This is a genomic window from Mycobacterium sp. NGS61, from assembly GCF_059812325.1.
In genome coordinates, this window is the sequence record NZ_JCALCL010000005.1 from 94,558 (window position 1) to 110,661 (window position 16,104).

Below are 16,104 nucleotides of genomic sequence, written 5' to 3' on the forward strand. Positions count from 1 at the left end.
CGCCGGTCCACCCTACTTGCCGCCGCTATCGATGCCACACCTGCGGTTTGACGCCGAGGATCCGGGCCCGCAGCCACCAGATCGCCTCGATTGCCGCCGCCCCCAGCGCACCGATACCCAGCGCTCTGGTCGTCGCCCAGAGATTCGAGGGATCGAGGAAGAACTTCTGCTGCGCCCACGGCAGGCTGAAGATCAGCACGTAGGCCAACACCGAAACGATCACCAGCGCCAACCGCCACCATTTATAGGGTCGCGCCGCCACCGCGAGCACCCACACCGCGGTGACCAGCAAGGTGATCAACGCCGTGGTCGACGCTTGGTCCTGCTGTACCCCGGTCGCGTGGCGGCCGTGATAGGCGGTCAGATACGAGGTGAAGGTCGCGATTCCGACCACCAGGCCGGACGGCAACGCCGACGTCACCACCCGCCGAACGAAACCCGGGTAGGCACGCTCGTCGTTGGGCGCCAGCGACAAGATGAACGACGGAATGCCGATGGTGAACCAGGCCGCGATCGTGACGTGAATCGGTTGGAACGGAAACAGCAGCGGATCGGCCCCCAGCGGCTTGGCGAGCAGGCACTCGATCCCCACGAGCAAGGCCAGCAGCGCCGAGTACACCGTTTTGGTCAGGAACAGACTGGCCACCCGCTCGATGTTGCCGATCACCCGGCGGCCTTCGGCCACCACATACGGCAACGTCGCGAACCTGTTGTCCAGCAACACCAATTGGGCCACCGCGCGTGCCGCGGGACTGCCCGCTCCCATCGCTACGCCGATGTCGGCGTCCTTGAGGGCGAGCACGTCGTTGACCCCGTCGCCGGTCATTGCCACGGTGTGCCCGCGTGTCTGCAGGGCGTGCACCATGGTGCGCTTCTGGTCGGGCCGGACCCGGCCGAAGGTGGTGTGGGAATCCAGCGCGTCGGCCAGTTCAGCGGGTTCGGAGGGCAGGCGACGGGCATCCATCGTCTCGCCGTGCAAGCCGAGTGCGCCGGCCACCGCGCCCACCGACACGGCATTGTCGCCGGACATCACTTTGACCGTGACACCCTGGGCGGCAAAGTATTCCAAGGTCTCGCAGGCATCCGGACGTACCTTCTGTTCCAGCACCACCAGCGCAGCCGGGGTGACGGCGCCCGGCGCGTCAGGATCGTTCACCGCGGTGGCGCTCGCCCCCAGCAGCAGCACCCGCAAGCCCTGCCCGCCGATCTCCTCGGCCCGCGCGGCGGCAGCCGAATCCGGTTCGAGCAACACATCGGGCGCACCGATCACCCAGTCGCCGTGGTCGCGGTAGGACACCCCGCTCCATTTCGTCGCGGACTTGAAAGGCGCTGTGGCCGTGGCGGTCCAATTCGGTGCGGTGGGATACGCCTCGGCGATCGCCTGCATGCTGGCGTTGGGGCGGGGGTCGGCCGCGGCCAGGGCGGCCAACACCTCGTCGAGGCTCTCCCCGGCGGGGTCCAGCTCTTCGACGTCGGCGACCCGCATGCCGTTTTCGGTCAGCGTTCCGGTCTTGTCGGCGCAGACGACGTCGACCCGGGCCAGCCCCTCGATGGCGGGCAATTCCTGGACCAGGCACTGCCGCCGGCCGAGTCGGACGACGCCGACCGCGAACGCGATCGAGGTCATCAGCACCAGACCTTCCGGCACCATCGGCACCAGCGCTCCCACGGTCGCCAGCACGGACTGGCGCCAACCCACGTTCGTGGTGAACATCTGCGTGTAAATGGTGAGCAGGCCTGCCGGTATCAGCAGGTAGGTGATGAACTGCAGAATTCGGTTGATGCCATTGCGCAGTTCGGATTTGACCAGGGTGAACTTGCTGGCCTCGGCGGCCAGGCGGGCAGCGTAGGCATCGCGGCCGACCTTGGTGGCGCGGTAGGCTCCGGTGCCGGCGACGACGAAACTGCCCGACATCACCAGGTCTGCGGGTTCCTTGACGATCGGGTCCGCCTCGCCGGTCAACAGCGATTCGTCGACCTCCAGGTTGTCGGCTTCGAGGATTTCGCCGTCGACCACGATCTGGTCGCCCGGGCCGACCTCGATGACGTCGTCGAGCACCACCTGGTCGGGAGGGATCTCGCCAGTCCCAGACTGCCTGCGCACCACCGGCTTTGCCTGACCCACGATGGCCAGCTTGTCCAACGTCTGCTTGGCGCGGATCTCCTGGAACATCCCGATGACGCTGTTGGCGACGATGAGCAGCCCGAACAGCCCGTTGATCACCGAGCCGGTCACCAGCACGATGGCGAACAGCACACCCAGGATGGCGTTGATCCGGGTGAAGACGTTGGCCCGCACGATGTGCGCGATGCTGCGGGTGGCGCGTTCCGGGATGTCGTTGCTGCGGCCGTCGTTAATCCGTTGCGCCACTTCGGCATCGGTGAGTCCGGCGACGGACGGCGGGGCGGTCATCTGTGGAAGGTTCCGAGTTTGTCGGAGTCGTAATACTCCAGGTTCAGTTCGCCGCCGGTAAAGGTGGCCTTGGAAATCGTTCCGGGCAATGCGTTTTCGTTCGAGAGCCCGAAGGTGAAGATGTCGCCGTCCCAGTGCGACAGGTCGTATATCTGGTTCTTCGGCCCCAGCATCAGCTGCAATCGGCCGTCGTGATCGGTCACGGTGGCGGGCCCCCAATAGTCGCTCGCGTACACCCCAACGTACTCGCTCAGCGGCCGGGCCGGGGCAGGGCTGACCGGTGGTTGCTTACCGACCAGGGAACCGTCCGGATTGTTCATCGGGGCGAGTTGCTGACGGTACAACGTGGCCCAATCCTCCCGTACCTGGCCATACTGCACGAGATCCATGAACTCGGCGGTGAGCGCCTCCGGCACGCCGTACGGGGCCGCGTTGGTCAGGGCGACGATGGCGATGTCCTCGGCCGGCAGCGCTACGAAATTCGTTGCGGCGCCGAGTCCGAAAGCGCCGGAATGGCTGTACTCGGTGCGCCCCGACGAGGTCACCGACACGTTGAATCCGTATCCGTAGGTGCCGGACCGTGCCTTCGGGTTCCGCGTCTTGGTCGAGATCACCTGCGGGGTGTACGCGGAGAGCAACGCTTCGGGCGAGGCGATCCGTTGCCCGTTGTAGGTGCCGCCGGCCAGCAGCATGGTCAGCCAGCGCGCCATGTCGTTGACCGAGGAACTCACCCCGCCCGCCGGGGTCTGGGCATCGGGGTCGCGCTGGAAGCGGGCCTCCCATTTGTCACCGACCTTGAGGTGGCCGACCGCCCGGTTGGGGCGGGCCAGGAAATCGGCGAACCGCGAACTGGTCGACTCCATGCCCAGGGGCCGGTAGAGCACCTCGCGGGACAGGTCTTCCCAGGACTCACCGGCCGCAGCGGCTACCGCGCTGGCGGCGGCGGTGACACCGAAATTGGTGTAGGCGTAGCTGTTTCGAAACGACGCCAGGGGCAGGTACTTCAGTCGTTCCAGCACCTGCCGACGGTCGTAACCCAAGTCCTCCAACGCATCGCCGGCGTGATCGGGCAGCCCGGAGCGATGCGAGTACAGGTCAGCGACGCTCACGTGCTCGGTGACGTAGGGGTCGCTGAGCGCGAACCACGGCAGCTTCGAAACCACCGGGGTGTCCCAGGTGATCGAACCGGTGGTGACTTCGTGCGCCACCACCGTCGCACCGACCGACTTCGAGATCGAGGCCAGCTGGAACACCGTGTCGGCGTCCACCCTGTTCTCCGGGCTGTCCGGTCTGCCGGCATCTCTGATACCGAAGCCCTTGGCGTACAACGTCTTTCCGCCGTGCACGATGGCCACCGCCAGCCCCGGGATACCGCTGTTCTTCATCAGCTCGGCCACCAGGCCGTCCACCCGGGCGACGGCTTCGTCGATGCGGCTGGCCGGGATCTGCAGGCCCGAGAATTCGTTGGGGGGCACCTGGGGCAGCGGAGACGAGGGGTTGGCTGCCGGCTGCCCGGGCCCGCATCCGACGAGAGCCGCCATCAGCAGTACGACTGCGGCTGCCGCCGCGCGATTCGTCATGGCCGCACACTAGCCCGACGACGATGCGCGCCGGCCACGGCGCACATCACTTACCGACTCAGAGCCGCCACCACGGGTTGAACCGCACCGGCGAGACCGTGTCGATCCGCTGTCCCGGGTTGGGTACCGCAACCTGAACCCCATCGGGCTCGGCCGCTTTGAGTACCCGCTCGACCGGCTCGGACCACGGATGCGGCGCCAACCGGAACGTCCCCCAGTGAATCGGCACCAGCAGGCCCGACCCGGAGTCGGTGACATCCAGATGGGCCCGCACTGCCTCTTCGGGGTTCATGTGGATGTCCGGCCACGCGGTGTTGTAGGCACCGATCGGCATCAGAGTCAGGTCGAACGGTCCATGCTCGGCGCCTATTTCGGCGAAGCTCTTGGTGTAGCCGGTGTCGCCACCGAAGTAGGCACGACGTGATGGCCCGACGAACGCCCACGACGCCCACAGGGTGTTGTTGCGGCTGAGGAAACGCCCGGAGAAGTGCCGCGCCGGCACGCAGACGATGGTGAGCTCGTCGACCTGGGCACTCTGATTCCAGTCGAGTTCGACGATGCGCTGCTCGGGGATGCCCCAGGAGCGCAGGTGTGCGCCGACACCGAGCGGTACGAAGAACGGCGCCCGCTGCATGCGGGCCAGCGCGAGCACGGTGTCGATGTCGAGGTGGTCGTAGTGGTCGTGGCTGATCACCACGGCGTCGACCGCGGGCAGGCCTTCCACCTGCACCGGCGGCGGATGCAGCCGTTGCGGGCCCACCAGATCCGACGGTGAACACCGGTCGCTCCACACCGGGTCGGTGAGCACGCGGTAACCGTCGATTTCCAGCAGCGCCGTCGAGTGACCGAACCAGCTGACCGCCAGCTGCGCCGGCTCACCCTGATAGATGGCGGGCGAGGCCAGCGGGATGGGACGCGCGGGGCGGCTGTGCACGCGCGCTCCCACCAGCTCCCAGGCGATCTGACGCAGCTGTTCACGGTTCATGACGTACAGCGAGCCGGGGTCGATGTTGACGAAGGCCCCGTCGCGGTAGTTCGGTGACCCCGCTGCGGCGGCTTCGAGGGCCGCGGGGTCGGCGCCCAACGCCGAGGGTGCACCGTGCAGGGCCCGCATCAACCAGCCACCTGCCGCCAGCGAGGCGGTGCCGGCGGCCAGTCGCAGCGCCCGGTTCGTCATGTCCGTCAAGCTCCCTGGAATTTCGGTGGCCGCTTCTCGATCCTGGCCACCTGCGCCTCGATCACATCCTGACTGGCCCAGGCCTTGTCGAAGAGTTCCTTGTGCTCCGGTGAGGGTTGCTCGATGGAGCCGTCGTCGTTGAGTACCCGCTTGGCATGCTGGATAGCCAGCGGTGCCAGTCCGGCGATTTCGGCGCCCCACGCCTGCGCGTCGGCCACCGTGCCGATCCGGTTGGCCATTCCGGTCTGCAACGCGGTGTCGGCGGTGAGCTTCTCCGCGGTCAGCAGCATCGACCGGGCCCGTCCGTGGCCGACCAGCGACGACAGCCGTCGGATGCTCCAGTTGTCCAGCGCCAGACCGTATTTCGAGGTCGGAAATTGAAAGAAGGCATCCGGCGCGACCACTCGCAGGTCGCATTGCATGGCCAGCTGCAGCCCGGCGCCGATCGCGGGGCCGTTGATGGCGCCGATCACCGGGATCAATGTGGCGTCCATGACCCTGTGCAGCTCGACGAGCCGGTCGGGATAGTCGGCGGCGAAAGCGTCGCCGGACAGGTCGGCGCCCGCGCAGAAGGCGGACCCCTGGCCGGTCAGCACGATCGCCCGTACCGACCCGTCGCCCGCCTTGAGCAGCGCCTCGCGCAGCTCCTCGACGAGCTGGGAGTTCAGCGCGTTACGCCGGTCCGGCCGCTGCAGCTCAATGGTCAGGACGGCTTCGGTCCGGGTGATACCGATCATGGGCACCACGATATATAGCCTCATCTGTGTGAGCCGTATCACGACCGATCAACTGCGTGATGCGGTCCTTGACCAGGGTTCGTTCCTGAGCTGGGACAGCGCTCCGCCTGCATTGCCGATTCCGCCGGCCTATGCGCGTGAACTGGCCGAAGCCCGGTCGAAGTCCGGCCGCGACGAGTCGGTGTCCACCGGCGAGGGACGGGTGTTCGGACGCCGGGTGGCGGTGGTGGTCTGTGACTTCGACTTTCTGGCCGGCTCGATCGGGGTGGCCGCGGCCGAACGGATCACCTCGGCGGTAGAGCGGGCGACCGCTGAGGGGCTGCCGTTGCTGGCGTCGCCGTGCTCTGGTGGCACGCGCATGCAGGAGGGCACGGTCGCGTTCCTGCAGATGGTGAAGATTGCCGCCGCCGTCCGCCTGCACCGGCAGGCGCGGTTGCCGTATCTGGTCTATCTGCGCAATCCGACGACGGGTGGGGTCTTCGCGTCGTGGGGCTCGCTGGGCCATGTCACGTTCGCCGAACCGGGTGCCCTGATCGGGTTTCTCGGCCCGCGGGTGTACGAGTTGCTGTACGGCGAACCGTTCCCGCCGGGCGTCCAGACCGCGGAGAACTTGCAGCGCCACGGCGTGATCGACGACGTCGTTGCGATCGAGGACTTGCGCGCCACCCTGGACAGGGCGCTGACGGTGATCGCCGATCCAGCCCAACCGCCGCCGGCGCGCGAACCCTGCGAACCGTTGCCCGATGTGCCCGCCTGGGATTCGGTGCTGGCCTCCCGCCGCCCGGACCGCCCCGACGTGCGGGATTTGCTGCGACACGGCGCCACCGATGTGGTGCCGCTGTCCGGAACCGGCCGGGGTGTGGCGACACTGTTGGCATTGGCGCGGTTCGCCGGCCAGCCGGTGGTGGTGCTCGGTCAGCAACGAACTCAGGGCGGCAGTGGCAACGCCGTCGGACCGGCATCGCTGCGGGAGGCCCGGCGCGGTATGGCGGTAGCCGCCGAACTGCGTCTGCCGCTGGTGCTGGTGATCGACACTGCCGGGCCCGCGTTGTCCGCCGCGGCCGAGCAAGGTGGACTGGCTGGCCAAATTGCGCAATGTTTGGCCGAGCTGGTGACGCTGGACACCCCGACGGTGTCGGTGTTGATGGGCCAGGGCAGCGGCGGGCCGGCGCTGGCGATGGTGCCCGCCGACCGGGTGCTGGCCGCGCTGCACAGCTGGCTGGCACCGCTGCCGCCGGAGGGTGGCAGTGCGATCGTCTTCCGCGACGTCTGCCATGCGCCGGAACTCGCGGCAGCGCAGGGAATCCGGTCAACTGACCTGCTAGCGGCCGGGATCGTCGATGCCGTCGTACCCGAGCACCCCGATGCCGCCGACGAGCCGGTGGAGTTCGCGAAGCGGCTCTCGCGCGCCATCGCCGTCGAAGTGCACGCGCTGCGCGCGGTTCCCGACGCCGAGCGGCTGCGCGGGCGGTTGCGGCGTTACCGGCGCATCGGTCTGCCCGAAACGCGCTGACGCCAGCGGGTTGGCGGTCCGCTCATCACCGCGAGTGGCACAGGGATAATACAGATCACGTGTGGCACCGTATTCGTCAAGTAAGCAGATCGAGGAGAGGTTGAGTTGCCGACGTCAACCACCGCCGCCAAGACGCCGCGGGTAACCAAACGGCGTGCCGAGACCCGTGCCCGGCTGATGGACGCGGCATTCCGGGTGTTCGCCGATAAGGGCTACGGCCACGTGACCATCGAGGACGTGTGCGAAGCGGCCGGTTACACCAGGGGTGCCTTCTACTCGCAGTTCGACAGCCTCGAGGAATTGTTCTTCCTGCTCTATGACCAGTGGGCGGTCCGCACCGCCGACCAGGTCAGCGCCGCCATGGAAGGTACCGATCCCGTCAACGACCTGCCCGGAGCCGTCGAACGCATCGTGGACACCCTGCTCTTCGAACGTGACTGGCTGCTCATCAAGTTCGATTTCCTGCTGTATGCGGCCCGCAAGCCTGAGCTCGCGCACCGCTGGGAGAAGCATCGGGCGCAGTTGCGCCACGTCATCGAGGAGCGGATGGTCGCCAATGGCATCCCATTCCACACATCGATCGACAGCGTCGCCGACGCCGCACGCGCCATCGTCGCCGCCTACGACGGTGTCACTGTCCAGCTGCTGCTCGACAGCGACCCGTCGGCCGCACGCGCCTGGCTCACCCAGCTGATGAACGTCGTCCTGACGCGGTAGCCGACAGCGCGATGACCGGTCCGACCAACGACAGCGTCATCATGAGAAACGCGACCAGGGTGCCCATGGTGATCAGGCCGTGGCGCACCGCGTACGCCCCATGCCCCAGCAGCACCACCCCGGCAAGGTTGGGGATGACCTCCAGCACGGCCCGCCACGGCGCCGCCAGCGATTCGCTGCGGCGAATGGATTCATGTAGGTAGTACAGCATTATCGTGGCCGAGACCACCAACCCCAACGGCCAATACAGTGCCAACAGGCACCCCGTCACCACGGCGGTTTGCAGAACGTCGGCGGTGACCCGCGCGTGCCCGTCGAGCCGACGACGAACGGCGAACATCACCGTTTCGGACACCGCCAATGCGGTCGCCGCCGTGCCCAGAACCCACAGCCCACGGTGGTCGAGGTGTCGCACCGGTCCGTCGACCAAGGATTGCGCTATCAACGGAATCCCCACCGCCGCAACCAGAATGGTGATCACACCGGGCAGGGTCGGCCGCCACGGTGCGCGGTTCCGAAGGTGGCCGGCGATCCGGCGCCACCCGTCGGACACGGCGCGCTGGCCGACCGGCGACGGAGGCGGTGAGGCATTCAGCACGTCAGTCACGACGAATTCGTCTCCAGATCCCGTTTGCGCAGCGTTGACCGAAAAGCCAAGCGGATAATCGAGTTTCGGTCGCAACGCTGGATGTCGAGACCTGCCAACAGGATTCGATGATGGCATGTCGGTTGACGAACGGCGGTCGCTGCGCGGCGTCGAATCCGTAACAGTTGCCTGCCGAGTAGCTGCAACACCGGCGCGTGATGCGGGCTGTTGCGCCCGATCCCGCGATAAACTCGCGCCTCCCACCGCGGTCACCGACAATCAGGCAAGATAAACCCATGGACACTGGTGTCAACTCACCGCGGGTCTTGGTCGTCGACGACGATTCCGATGTGCTCGCCTCCCTGGAGCGCGGTCTGCGGCTGTCCGGGTTCGAGGTGTCGACGGCCGTCGACGGCGCCGAGGCCCTGCGCAGCGCCACCGAAACCCGGCCGGATGCGATCGTGCTCGACATCAACATGCCGGTGCTCGACGGCGTCAGCGTCGTCACGGCCCTGCGCGCCATGGACAACGACGTGCCGGTCTGCGTGCTGAGCGCGCGCAGTTCGGTCGACGACCGCGTCGCCGGCCTGGAAGCCGGCGCGGACGACTACCTGGTCAAGCCGTTCGTGCTGGCCGAGCTGGTGGCACGGGTGCGCGCGCTGTTGCGTCGCCGCGGCGCCACCGCGACGTCCTCGTCGGAAACCATCACCGTGGGCCCGCTGGAGGTGGACATCCCCGGCCGGCGGGCCCGGGTCAACGGGGTCGACGTCGATCTGACCAAGCGGGAGTTCGACCTGTTGGCGGTGCTGGCCGAACACAAGACCGCGGTGTTGTCCCGCGCGCAGCTGCTGGAGCTGGTGTGGGGTTACGACTTCGCTGCCGACACCAATGTCGTCGACGTCTTCATCGGTTACCTGCGGCGCAAGTTAGAGGCCAATGGCGGCCCGCGTCTCCTGCACACCGTACGGGGAGTCGGGTTCGTCCTCCGGATGCAGTAGGGCCCTGCCGTTGTTGATGAACATCCTGTCGCGGATTTTCGCCCGCACACCGTCGCTTCGGACCCGGGTGGTGGTTGCGACAGTGATCGGCGCCGCGATCCCGGTGCTCATCGTCGGCGCCGTGGTGTGGGTGGGCATCACCAAGGACCGCAAGGAACGGCTGGACCGCCGGCTGGACGAAGCCGCCGGTTTCGCAATCCCCTTCGTGCCGCGCGGACTCAACGAAATTCCGCCCTCCCCCGACGACCGGGATGCCCTGATCACGCTGCGTCGCGGCGACGTGGTCAAGTCGAACTCCGACATCGAACTGCCCAAGCTGCAGTCTGACTACGCCGACACCTACATCCACGGGGTGCGTTACCGGGTACGCACCGTCGAGATCCCCGGTCCGGAACCGACGTCGATGGCCGTCGGCGCCACCTACGACACCACCTACGCCGAGACCAACAACCTGCACCGCAGAGTGCTGCTGATCTGCAGTTTCGCGATCGGTGCGGCGGCGGTGTTCGCCTGGCTGCTGGCGGCCTTCGCGGTGCGACCGTTCAAGCAACTCGCCGAACAGACCCGCTCGATCGACGCGGGCGACGAAGCGCCGCGGGTCGAAGTGCACGGCGCCAGCGAGGCCGTCGAGATCGCCGAGGCCATGCGCGGCATGCTGCAACGGATCTGGAACGAACAAAACCGGACGCAGGAAGCGCTGGCGTCGGCCCGTGACTTCGCCGCGGTCTCCTCACATGAACTGCGCACCCCCCTGACGGCGATGCGGACCAACCTCGAAGTGCTGGCCACCCTCGACATGCCCGACGACCAGCGCAAGGAGGTACTGGGCGATGTCATCCGTACCCAGTCGCGGATCGAAGCCACCTTGAGCGCACTGGAGCGGCTGGCCCAGGGCGAATTGTCCACCTCCGATGACCACGTGCCGGTGGACATCACCGATCTGCTCGACCGCGCCGCGCACGACGCCACCCGCAGCTATCCCGACCTCGAGGTGTCCCTGGTGCCGTCGCCCACCTGCATCATCGTCGGCATGCCGGCCGGACTGCGGCTGGCGGTGGACAACGCGATTGCCAACGCCGTCAAGCACGGGGGCGCTACCCACGTGCGGGTGTCGGCGGTCAGCTCGCGGGCCGGTGTGGAGATCGCCATCGACGACGACGGCAGCGGCGTGCCGGAAGAGGAGCGCCAAGTGGTGTTCGAACGCTTCTCCCGCGGCTCGACAGCATCGCATTCGGGCTCCGGGCTGGGCCTGGCCCTGGTGGCGCAGCAGGCCCATCTGCACGGCGGGACAGCGTCTTTGGAGAGCAGCGCGATGGGCGGTGCCCGCCTGGTGCTGCGACTGCCCGGGCCGAGCTAGTCTTTTCGCGCGCTGTTGCGACCCGGCAGGAAAAACGCGCGCTTGGCGAAATCTTCGTTCTCGAACCAGACTTGGGCGACGAGTTCGTCGTAACCCGGATCATCGGGTCCGTAGAACAATCGAGAATCGGTGCGGCCCTTCACCAACCAACCCTGCGGCCCGGACCCGTCGGGTTCGGCGCGCATCGATCCGGGACCGTAGGGCGCGTAGGGCACCAACGGCGTCTCTACCGTCGCCGCATCACTGACCGGAATCTTCTCCGTCGCAACATCTTTCGCGACTGAGACCCGTCGCGTCGGATCTTTGGGCCTGACCTTCTTCGGCGGCAGCTTCTTGCCCGGGACCTTGGCGCCGGGAACCTTCTTCACCGCAGCCTTTTTGGCGGGCAGTTTCTTCGCCGGCCTGTTCGCGGCGATCGGTATCCGTTCGGTCACCGCATCGGCGGAAACCGGTCTGCGCTTCTTCGGCGGCGCTTTGGCGGCAGCCTTTCTCACCGGCCGCGGCCCGGCGACCGGAATGCGCTGTGTCGGGGCATCATTGGCCGAGACCTTGGCGGCCGGCTTGCGCCCTGGACCCGACGTCGGGTCGGCGAACACCCACGCCGGCATCTGAATCCTGGCCGGTCGCAACAACAACGCCAGGGTCAGCATCATGCCGAGCCCGAATGAGGCGGCGGCCGGCCACCAGTGCAGCTGGCCGCTCACCTTTTCGCCCCGATCTCCGACGACTCGGGCTCGGCGCGCTGCGCGGACTCGGCCGGCCGGACCGGCTCCGGTTGGATGGCCGGCTCAGCAACGGTCTCGTCCGGCCCTTCGGACTTGAACAGCAACGCGATCCCATAGGCAACGGCCGAACCGGCCACAAAGGCGACCAGGCAGACCAACCACTGGATCACGAAACCCATGCCTGATGCCCCCTAGCCGACCACGATCTCGGCGCGGCGGTTCTTGGCCCGCCCCTCGGGAGTGTCATTGCCCGCGATCGGATTGGCCGAACCCAGGCCCTTGACGGTGACGCGGGCGCGGGCGACGCCGTTGGCGATGATGTATTCAGCGACGGCGGTGGCGCGCTGCGTGCTGAGCGGGATATTGATGGCCTCGCTGCCGGCGTTGTCGGTGTAGCCGTTGACGGTCACCTTGGCGTCCGGACACGCTTTGAGCTTGTCGGCCACCCGGATCAGGATGTCGTTGTCCTCCGGTGTCAGACTCACGCCGTCGTTACCGAAGGCCAGCGGGCCCCCGGTGATGGCGTTGATGGCCGCCTGCACGTCGTTGCAGGACGCGGCCGGAGGGGGCGCGGGAGCAGGTGTGGCGGCACCCGGGGCGGTCGGCGTGATCTGTCCCCTGGTCACAATCCTGTTGGCGACGTTGACATCCGGCCAGGTACCGGCCGCCGCGCGCGCGACCGCCTCCTTCTGCGCGGGCGATGCGGCCGTACCGGTCAGCGTGACGGTGTCCCTTTCCACCTTGAAGGTGAGATCGGGGATGGGCGCCCCCGCGGTGAAAACCGGCTCTGCGCCGCCGAAGTCGAGTGCGTGCGTCAGCGGGTCGATGCGGATCTGATCGACCACGTTGACTCCCGGTGTCAACAATGCCTTGAGTGCCCTCATCAGGGCAGCTTTGGACGCGTCGTCGGGGCAATCGCCGATCAGCGTGATGCTGTTGCCGCTGCGACTGATCGTGAGCAGCGACAACTGCAGGCTCGGGGCCATCGTGATGCTCCCCGACGGCTTGGTGATCGTGGGCAGATCGCCGGCGGGGCCGTTGACGGCCATCGGTCGCTCGTATGCCCCGTAGCTGATCAGGGCGAGCAGAAACGGCAGCAGCGCCAGCGCGATCAGCCAGGGCCGCAGCAGTTGTTGTCGGCTGAACGGCCGGGTCGGCTGGGCCTGCTGCTCGGGCTCGACGGCCGTGGGCGATTCGTCGACCCCCACCTCTGAACCGGCCATCGCTCCTCACTCGTTCGCGCTCTTCCAGGCGATATGCAGCCTACCGAGTCCGAGGCCGTTCCCGAGGCAACGTCGGGCAGACTGTAGCAATGGCCACCGGAAGCACACCGCCGAACGCGCACATCGGTGACCGGGGTTGCGCCAACCGGTAGCCCGATGGCTGAGGCAACCGAACACGATGTCGTCATCGTCGGCGGCGGGCACAACGGCCTGGTCGCCGCCGGATACCTGGCCCGGGCAGGCTTACGGGTGCAGGTCCTGGAAAAGCGTGCACACGTCGGTGGCGCCGCCATATCGGCCCGGCCCTTCGACGGTGTCGACGTCCACCTGTCGCGCTACTCGTATCTGGTCAGCCTGCTGCCGCCGCGCATCCTCGAAGATTTGGGCGCACGGGTACGGCTGACTCGACGCGCGTACTCCTCCTATACCCCCGACCCCGCCAGCGGCGGTCGAACCGGCCTGCTCGTCGGGGCACCCGGCGGCTTCGACGCGATCGGCGCCGGGCGCGACGAGCAGGGGTTCGACGCGTTCTATCGGCAGTGCCGACTGCTGACCCAGCGGCTCTGGCCGTCGTTGCTCGAACCGCTGCGCACCCGCGCCGAGGCGCGCCGGCTGGTGCTGGACGGGGGTGATCGGGACGCCGCGACCGCGTGGCGGGCCATGGTCGACGAGCCCATCGGGCGGGCGATCGCCGACGCCGTCGACCACGACGTCGTCCGCGGAGTGGTAGCCACCGACGCTTTGATCGGCACTTTCGCCCGCCTGGACGAGTCCTCACTGCAACAGAACGTCTGCTTGCTGTATCACGTGCTGGGCGGCGGCACCGGAGACTGGGATGTCCCGGTCGGCGGCATGGGCGCGGTGTCCTCGGCGCTGGCTGCTGCCGCCACCGGTCACGGAGCTGAAATACTCACCGGCGCAGATGTTTTCGCTGTCGACCCGGACGGCGAGGTGCGCTACCGGAGCCGCGGGGACCAGTGCGTGGCTCGGGGCCGGTTCGTGCTCAGCGGGGTGGGTCCGGCGGTGCTGGCCGACCTGCTGGGTGAACCGCGACCGATGCTGGCGCCCGGTTCCCAGGTCAAGGTCAACATGGTGCTGCGCCGGATGCCGCGGTTGCGCGACGAGCGCGTCACCCCGCAGCAGGCTTTCGCCGGCACGTTCCACGTCAACGAAACCTGGTCCCAACTCGACGCCGCCTACCTGCGGGCGTCGAGCGGCGAGTTACCCGACCCGCTGCCGTGCGAGGCCTACTGCCATTCGCTGGCCGATCCGAGCATCGTGTCGCCGGCACTCCCGGGGGTGCAGACCATGACGGTATTCGGTGTGCACACCCCGCATTCACTGACCGCCGATGCCGGCGCGCTCACCGAAGCCGTGCTGGCATCACTGAATTCCGTTCTGGCCGAACCGATTCAGGATGTTCTGCTGCCGGATGCGCAGGGCCGACCGTGCCTGGAGACCACGACCACCGGCGACTTGGAGCGGACACTGGGAATGACGGCGGGCAACATCTTCCACGGCGGATTGTCCTGGCCGTTCGCCGACGACGATGATCCGCTGGACACCCCGGCGCGCCGGTGGGGGGTCGCCACCGGGCACGCGCGGATCATGCGGTGCGGGTCCAGCGCGCGCCGCGGCGGGGCGGTGTCGGGCATCGGCGGGCACAACGCCGCGATGGCGGTGCTCACCGAGTGGGCGGGCGGCTAGCGGCCGTCGATGGCGGCGTAGTCGCGCTCGGTGTAACCGGTGTAGATCTGGCGCGGACGGCCGATCTTGCTGTCGCCCTCGTCGTGCATCTCGCGCCAGTGCGCGATCCAGCCGGGCAGCCGGCCCAGGGCGAACAGCACGGTGAACATGCGGACCGGGAAGCCCAGTGCCCGGTAGATCAGGCCGGTGTAGAAGTCCACGTTCGGGTACAGCTTGCGCTCGATGAAGTAGTCGTCGGTCAGCGCCGCCTCTTCCAGCTGGATGGCGATGTCGAGCAACGGGTCCCCGCCGAGCTTGGCCAGGATCTTGTCGGCCTGGTCCTTAACGATGCGGGCGCGCGGGTCGTAGTTCTTGTACACGCGGTGGCCGAAGCCCATCAGCTTGACGCCCGCCTCGCGGTTCTTGACCTTGCGGACGAACTCGCCGACGTCGTCGCCGCTCTCCTTGATCTGTTCGAGCATCTCCAGGACGGCCTGGTTGGCGCCGCCGTGCAGCGGGCCCCACAGGGCGTTGATGCCGCCCGAGATCGACGTGAACAGGTTGGCCTGCGACGACCCCACCAGGCGCACCGTCGACGTCGAGCAATTCTGCTCGTGATCGGCGTGCAGGATCAGCAGCATGTCCAGCGCCCGCACCACTTCGGGGTCTGCTTCGTAGGGTTCGGCGGGCAGCCCGAACGTCATCCGCAGGAAGTTCTCCACCAGCGTGAGCGAGTTGTCCGGATAGAGGAAAGGCTGCCCCACCGACTTCTTGTACGCGTAGGCGGCGATGGTGGGCAGCTTGGCCAGCAACCGGATCGTCGACAGTTCGACCTGGGTGTTGTCCGTGGGGTCCAGCGAGTCCGGGTAGTACGCGGAGAGCGCGTTGACCGTGCTGGACAACACCGGCATGGGGTGCGCGTTGCGCGGGAAGCCATCGAAGAACCGCTTGAGGTCCTCGTGCAGCATCGTGTGCAGCTGGATCTTCTGGGTGAACTCGGCAAGCTGGTCGCTGGTGGGCAGCTCACCGTAGATCAGCAGGTAGGAGACCTCGATAAAGGTCGACTTCTCCGCCAGCTGGTCGATCGGGTAACCGCGGTAGCGCAGGATCCCGGCGTCCCCGTCGATATAGGTGATGGAACTCTTGCAGGCGGCGGTGTTGACAAAGCCGTTGTCGAAGGTGGTGTGACCGGTCTTGGAGAGCAGTGAACCGAGCGCAATGCCGTCGGCACCTTCAGTGGCGTGGACGACCTTCAGGTCGATATCGCCACCCGGGTACTTCAGAGTTGCGGTGTCGTCGGTGTCGCCCACGAGAACCCCTTTGCGCTCAGGCTGATATGGCTGCCCGCCCTAGGTGCGTGCAGGTGCACTAGGTGCGTATAGGTGAAGGTAG

General features: G+C 67.4%; 14 protein-coding genes. 5 read left to right on the forward strand and 9 right to left on the reverse strand.

Annotated features, from left to right (window positions below; translation table 11 throughout):
* Positions 1-25 precede the first annotated feature (25 nt).
* Genes AC5Y3Z_RS12980 through AC5Y3Z_RS12995 form a run of 4 tightly spaced genes read right to left on the reverse strand, consistent with a single transcriptional unit; the run spans position 26 to position 5,907 of the window.
* Positions 26-2,413 carry a cation-translocating P-type ATPase gene (locus tag AC5Y3Z_RS12980; protein ID WP_463827351.1) on the reverse strand — a complete coding sequence of 796 codons (2,388 nt, stop codon included), beginning with the start codon at positions 2,411-2,413 and terminating at the stop codon, positions 26-28.
* The gene (locus tag AC5Y3Z_RS12985; protein WP_463827350.1) at positions 2,410-3,993 is read right to left on the reverse strand and encodes a serine hydrolase; all 1,584 of its coding nucleotides are present in this window, start codon (positions 3,991-3,993) and stop codon (positions 2,410-2,412) included. Before AC5Y3Z_RS12985 ends, AC5Y3Z_RS12980 begins: the two co-directional genes overlap by 4 nt.
* Before the next feature lie 58 nt (positions 3,994-4,051).
* Positions 4,052-5,170 (reverse strand): MBL fold metallo-hydrolase, encoded by a 1,119-nt coding sequence (locus tag AC5Y3Z_RS12990; RefSeq protein ID WP_463827349.1) that lies wholly within the window; start codon positions 5,168-5,170, stop codon positions 4,052-4,054.
* A gap of 5 nt (positions 5,171-5,175) precedes the next feature.
* Positions 5,176-5,907 (reverse strand): enoyl-CoA hydratase, encoded by a 732-nt coding sequence (locus tag AC5Y3Z_RS12995; RefSeq protein WP_463827348.1) that lies wholly within the window; start codon positions 5,905-5,907, stop codon positions 5,176-5,178.
* 28 nt (positions 5,908-5,935) lie between these two features.
* Here AC5Y3Z_RS12995 and AC5Y3Z_RS13000 point away from each other — a divergent pair, with 28 nt between their 5' ends.
* Positions 5,936-7,420 (forward strand): carboxyl transferase domain-containing protein, encoded by a 1,485-nt coding sequence (locus AC5Y3Z_RS13000; RefSeq protein WP_463827347.1) that lies wholly within the window; start codon positions 5,936-5,938, stop codon positions 7,418-7,420.
* 105 nt (positions 7,421-7,525) lie between these two features.
* Positions 7,526-8,137: a TetR/AcrR family transcriptional regulator gene (locus AC5Y3Z_RS13005; RefSeq protein WP_463827346.1), complete on the forward strand. Its 612-nt coding sequence runs from the start codon at positions 7,526-7,528 to the stop codon at positions 8,135-8,137.
* On the opposite strand, the gene AC5Y3Z_RS13010 is transcribed toward AC5Y3Z_RS13005, so the two are convergent.
* A complete protein-coding gene (locus AC5Y3Z_RS13010; protein ID WP_463827345.1) occupies positions 8,103-8,744 on the reverse strand; it encodes a 6TM ABC transporter family protein in 642 nt (213 codons plus the stop codon). The two genes, AC5Y3Z_RS13005 and AC5Y3Z_RS13010, sit on opposite strands and share 35 nt — an antisense overlap.
* A 275-nt stretch (positions 8,745-9,019) precedes the next feature.
* Here AC5Y3Z_RS13010 and prrA point away from each other — a divergent pair, with 275 nt between their 5' ends.
* Positions 9,020-9,721: a two-component system response regulator PrrA gene (gene prrA / locus AC5Y3Z_RS13015; protein WP_036364553.1), complete on the forward strand. Its 702-nt coding sequence runs from the start codon at positions 9,020-9,022 to the stop codon at positions 9,719-9,721.
* 16 nt (positions 9,722-9,737) lie between these two features.
* Complete coding sequence (locus AC5Y3Z_RS13020; protein WP_463827507.1) at positions 9,738-11,078, forward strand: HAMP domain-containing sensor histidine kinase; 1,341 nt, start codon at positions 9,738-9,740, stop codon at positions 11,076-11,078.
* Here the strand turns inward: AC5Y3Z_RS13020 and arfC are convergent.
* Genes arfC through arfA form a run of 3 tightly spaced genes read right to left on the reverse strand, consistent with a single transcriptional unit; the run spans position 11,075 to position 13,026 of the window.
* Positions 11,075-11,731 carry a channel accessory protein ArfC, sunset domain variant gene (gene arfC / locus AC5Y3Z_RS13025; RefSeq protein ID WP_463827506.1) on the reverse strand — a complete coding sequence of 219 codons (657 nt, stop codon included), beginning with the start codon at positions 11,729-11,731 and terminating at the stop codon, positions 11,075-11,077. The genes AC5Y3Z_RS13020 and arfC overlap by 4 nt on opposite strands.
* A gap of 47 nt (positions 11,732-11,778) precedes the next feature.
* Positions 11,779-11,982 carry a channel accessory protein ArfB gene (arfB, locus tag AC5Y3Z_RS13030; RefSeq protein ID WP_463827344.1) on the reverse strand — a complete coding sequence of 68 codons (204 nt, stop codon included), beginning with the start codon at positions 11,980-11,982 and terminating at the stop codon, positions 11,779-11,781.
* A gap of 12 nt (positions 11,983-11,994) precedes the next feature.
* The gene (arfA, locus tag AC5Y3Z_RS13035; protein ID WP_463827343.1) at positions 11,995-13,026 is read right to left on the reverse strand and encodes a channel-forming protein ArfA/OmpATb; all 1,032 of its coding nucleotides are present in this window, start codon (positions 13,024-13,026) and stop codon (positions 11,995-11,997) included.
* Positions 13,027-13,182: 156 nt separating this feature from the next.
* On the opposite strand from arfA, the gene AC5Y3Z_RS13040 reads away from it, so the two are divergent.
* Positions 13,183-14,733, forward strand: coding sequence for a phytoene desaturase family protein (locus AC5Y3Z_RS13040; RefSeq protein ID WP_463827342.1), 1,551 nt, complete (start codon positions 13,183-13,185; stop codon positions 14,731-14,733).
* Here AC5Y3Z_RS13040 and AC5Y3Z_RS13045 read toward each other — a convergent pair.
* On the reverse strand, positions 14,730-16,022 hold the full coding sequence (locus AC5Y3Z_RS13045) for a citrate synthase (protein ID WP_463827341.1): 1,293 nt from the start codon (positions 16,020-16,022) through the stop codon (positions 14,730-14,732). The genes AC5Y3Z_RS13040 and AC5Y3Z_RS13045 overlap by 4 nt on opposite strands.
* Positions 16,023-16,104 lie beyond the last annotated feature (82 nt).

Excerpts from the sequence above, each read along its gene's own strand:
- prrA (WP_036364553.1), top strand. The coding sequence starts at position 9,020 with ATGGACACTGGTGTCAACTCACCGCGGGTCTTGGTCGTCGACGACGAT.
- AC5Y3Z_RS13040 (WP_463827342.1), top strand. The coding sequence starts at position 13,183 with ATGGCTGAGGCAACCGAACACGATGTCGTCATCGTCGGCGGCGGGCAC.
- arfC (WP_463827506.1), bottom strand. The coding sequence starts at position 11,731 with ATGATGCTGACCCTGGCGTTGTTGTTGCGACCGGCCAGGATTCAGATG.
- AC5Y3Z_RS12985 (WP_463827350.1), bottom strand. The coding sequence starts at position 3,993 with ATGACGAATCGCGCGGCGGCAGCCGCAGTCGTACTGCTGATGGCGGCT.
- AC5Y3Z_RS12990 (WP_463827349.1), bottom strand. The coding sequence starts at position 5,170 with ATGACGAACCGGGCGCTGCGACTGGCCGCCGGCACCGCCTCGCTGGCG.
- AC5Y3Z_RS12980 (WP_463827351.1), bottom strand. The coding sequence starts at position 2,413 with ATGACCGCCCCGCCGTCCGTCGCCGGACTCACCGATGCCGAAGTGGCG.
- AC5Y3Z_RS13020 (WP_463827507.1), top strand. The coding sequence starts at position 9,738 with ATGAACATCCTGTCGCGGATTTTCGCCCGCACACCGTCGCTTCGGACC.
- arfA (WP_463827343.1), bottom strand. The coding sequence starts at position 13,026 with ATGGCCGGTTCAGAGGTGGGGGTCGACGAATCGCCCACGGCCGTCGAG.
- AC5Y3Z_RS12995 (WP_463827348.1), bottom strand. The coding sequence starts at position 5,907 with ATGATCGGTATCACCCGGACCGAAGCCGTCCTGACCATTGAGCTGCAG.
- arfB (WP_463827344.1), bottom strand. The coding sequence starts at position 11,982 with ATGGGTTTCGTGATCCAGTGGTTGGTCTGCCTGGTCGCCTTTGTGGCC.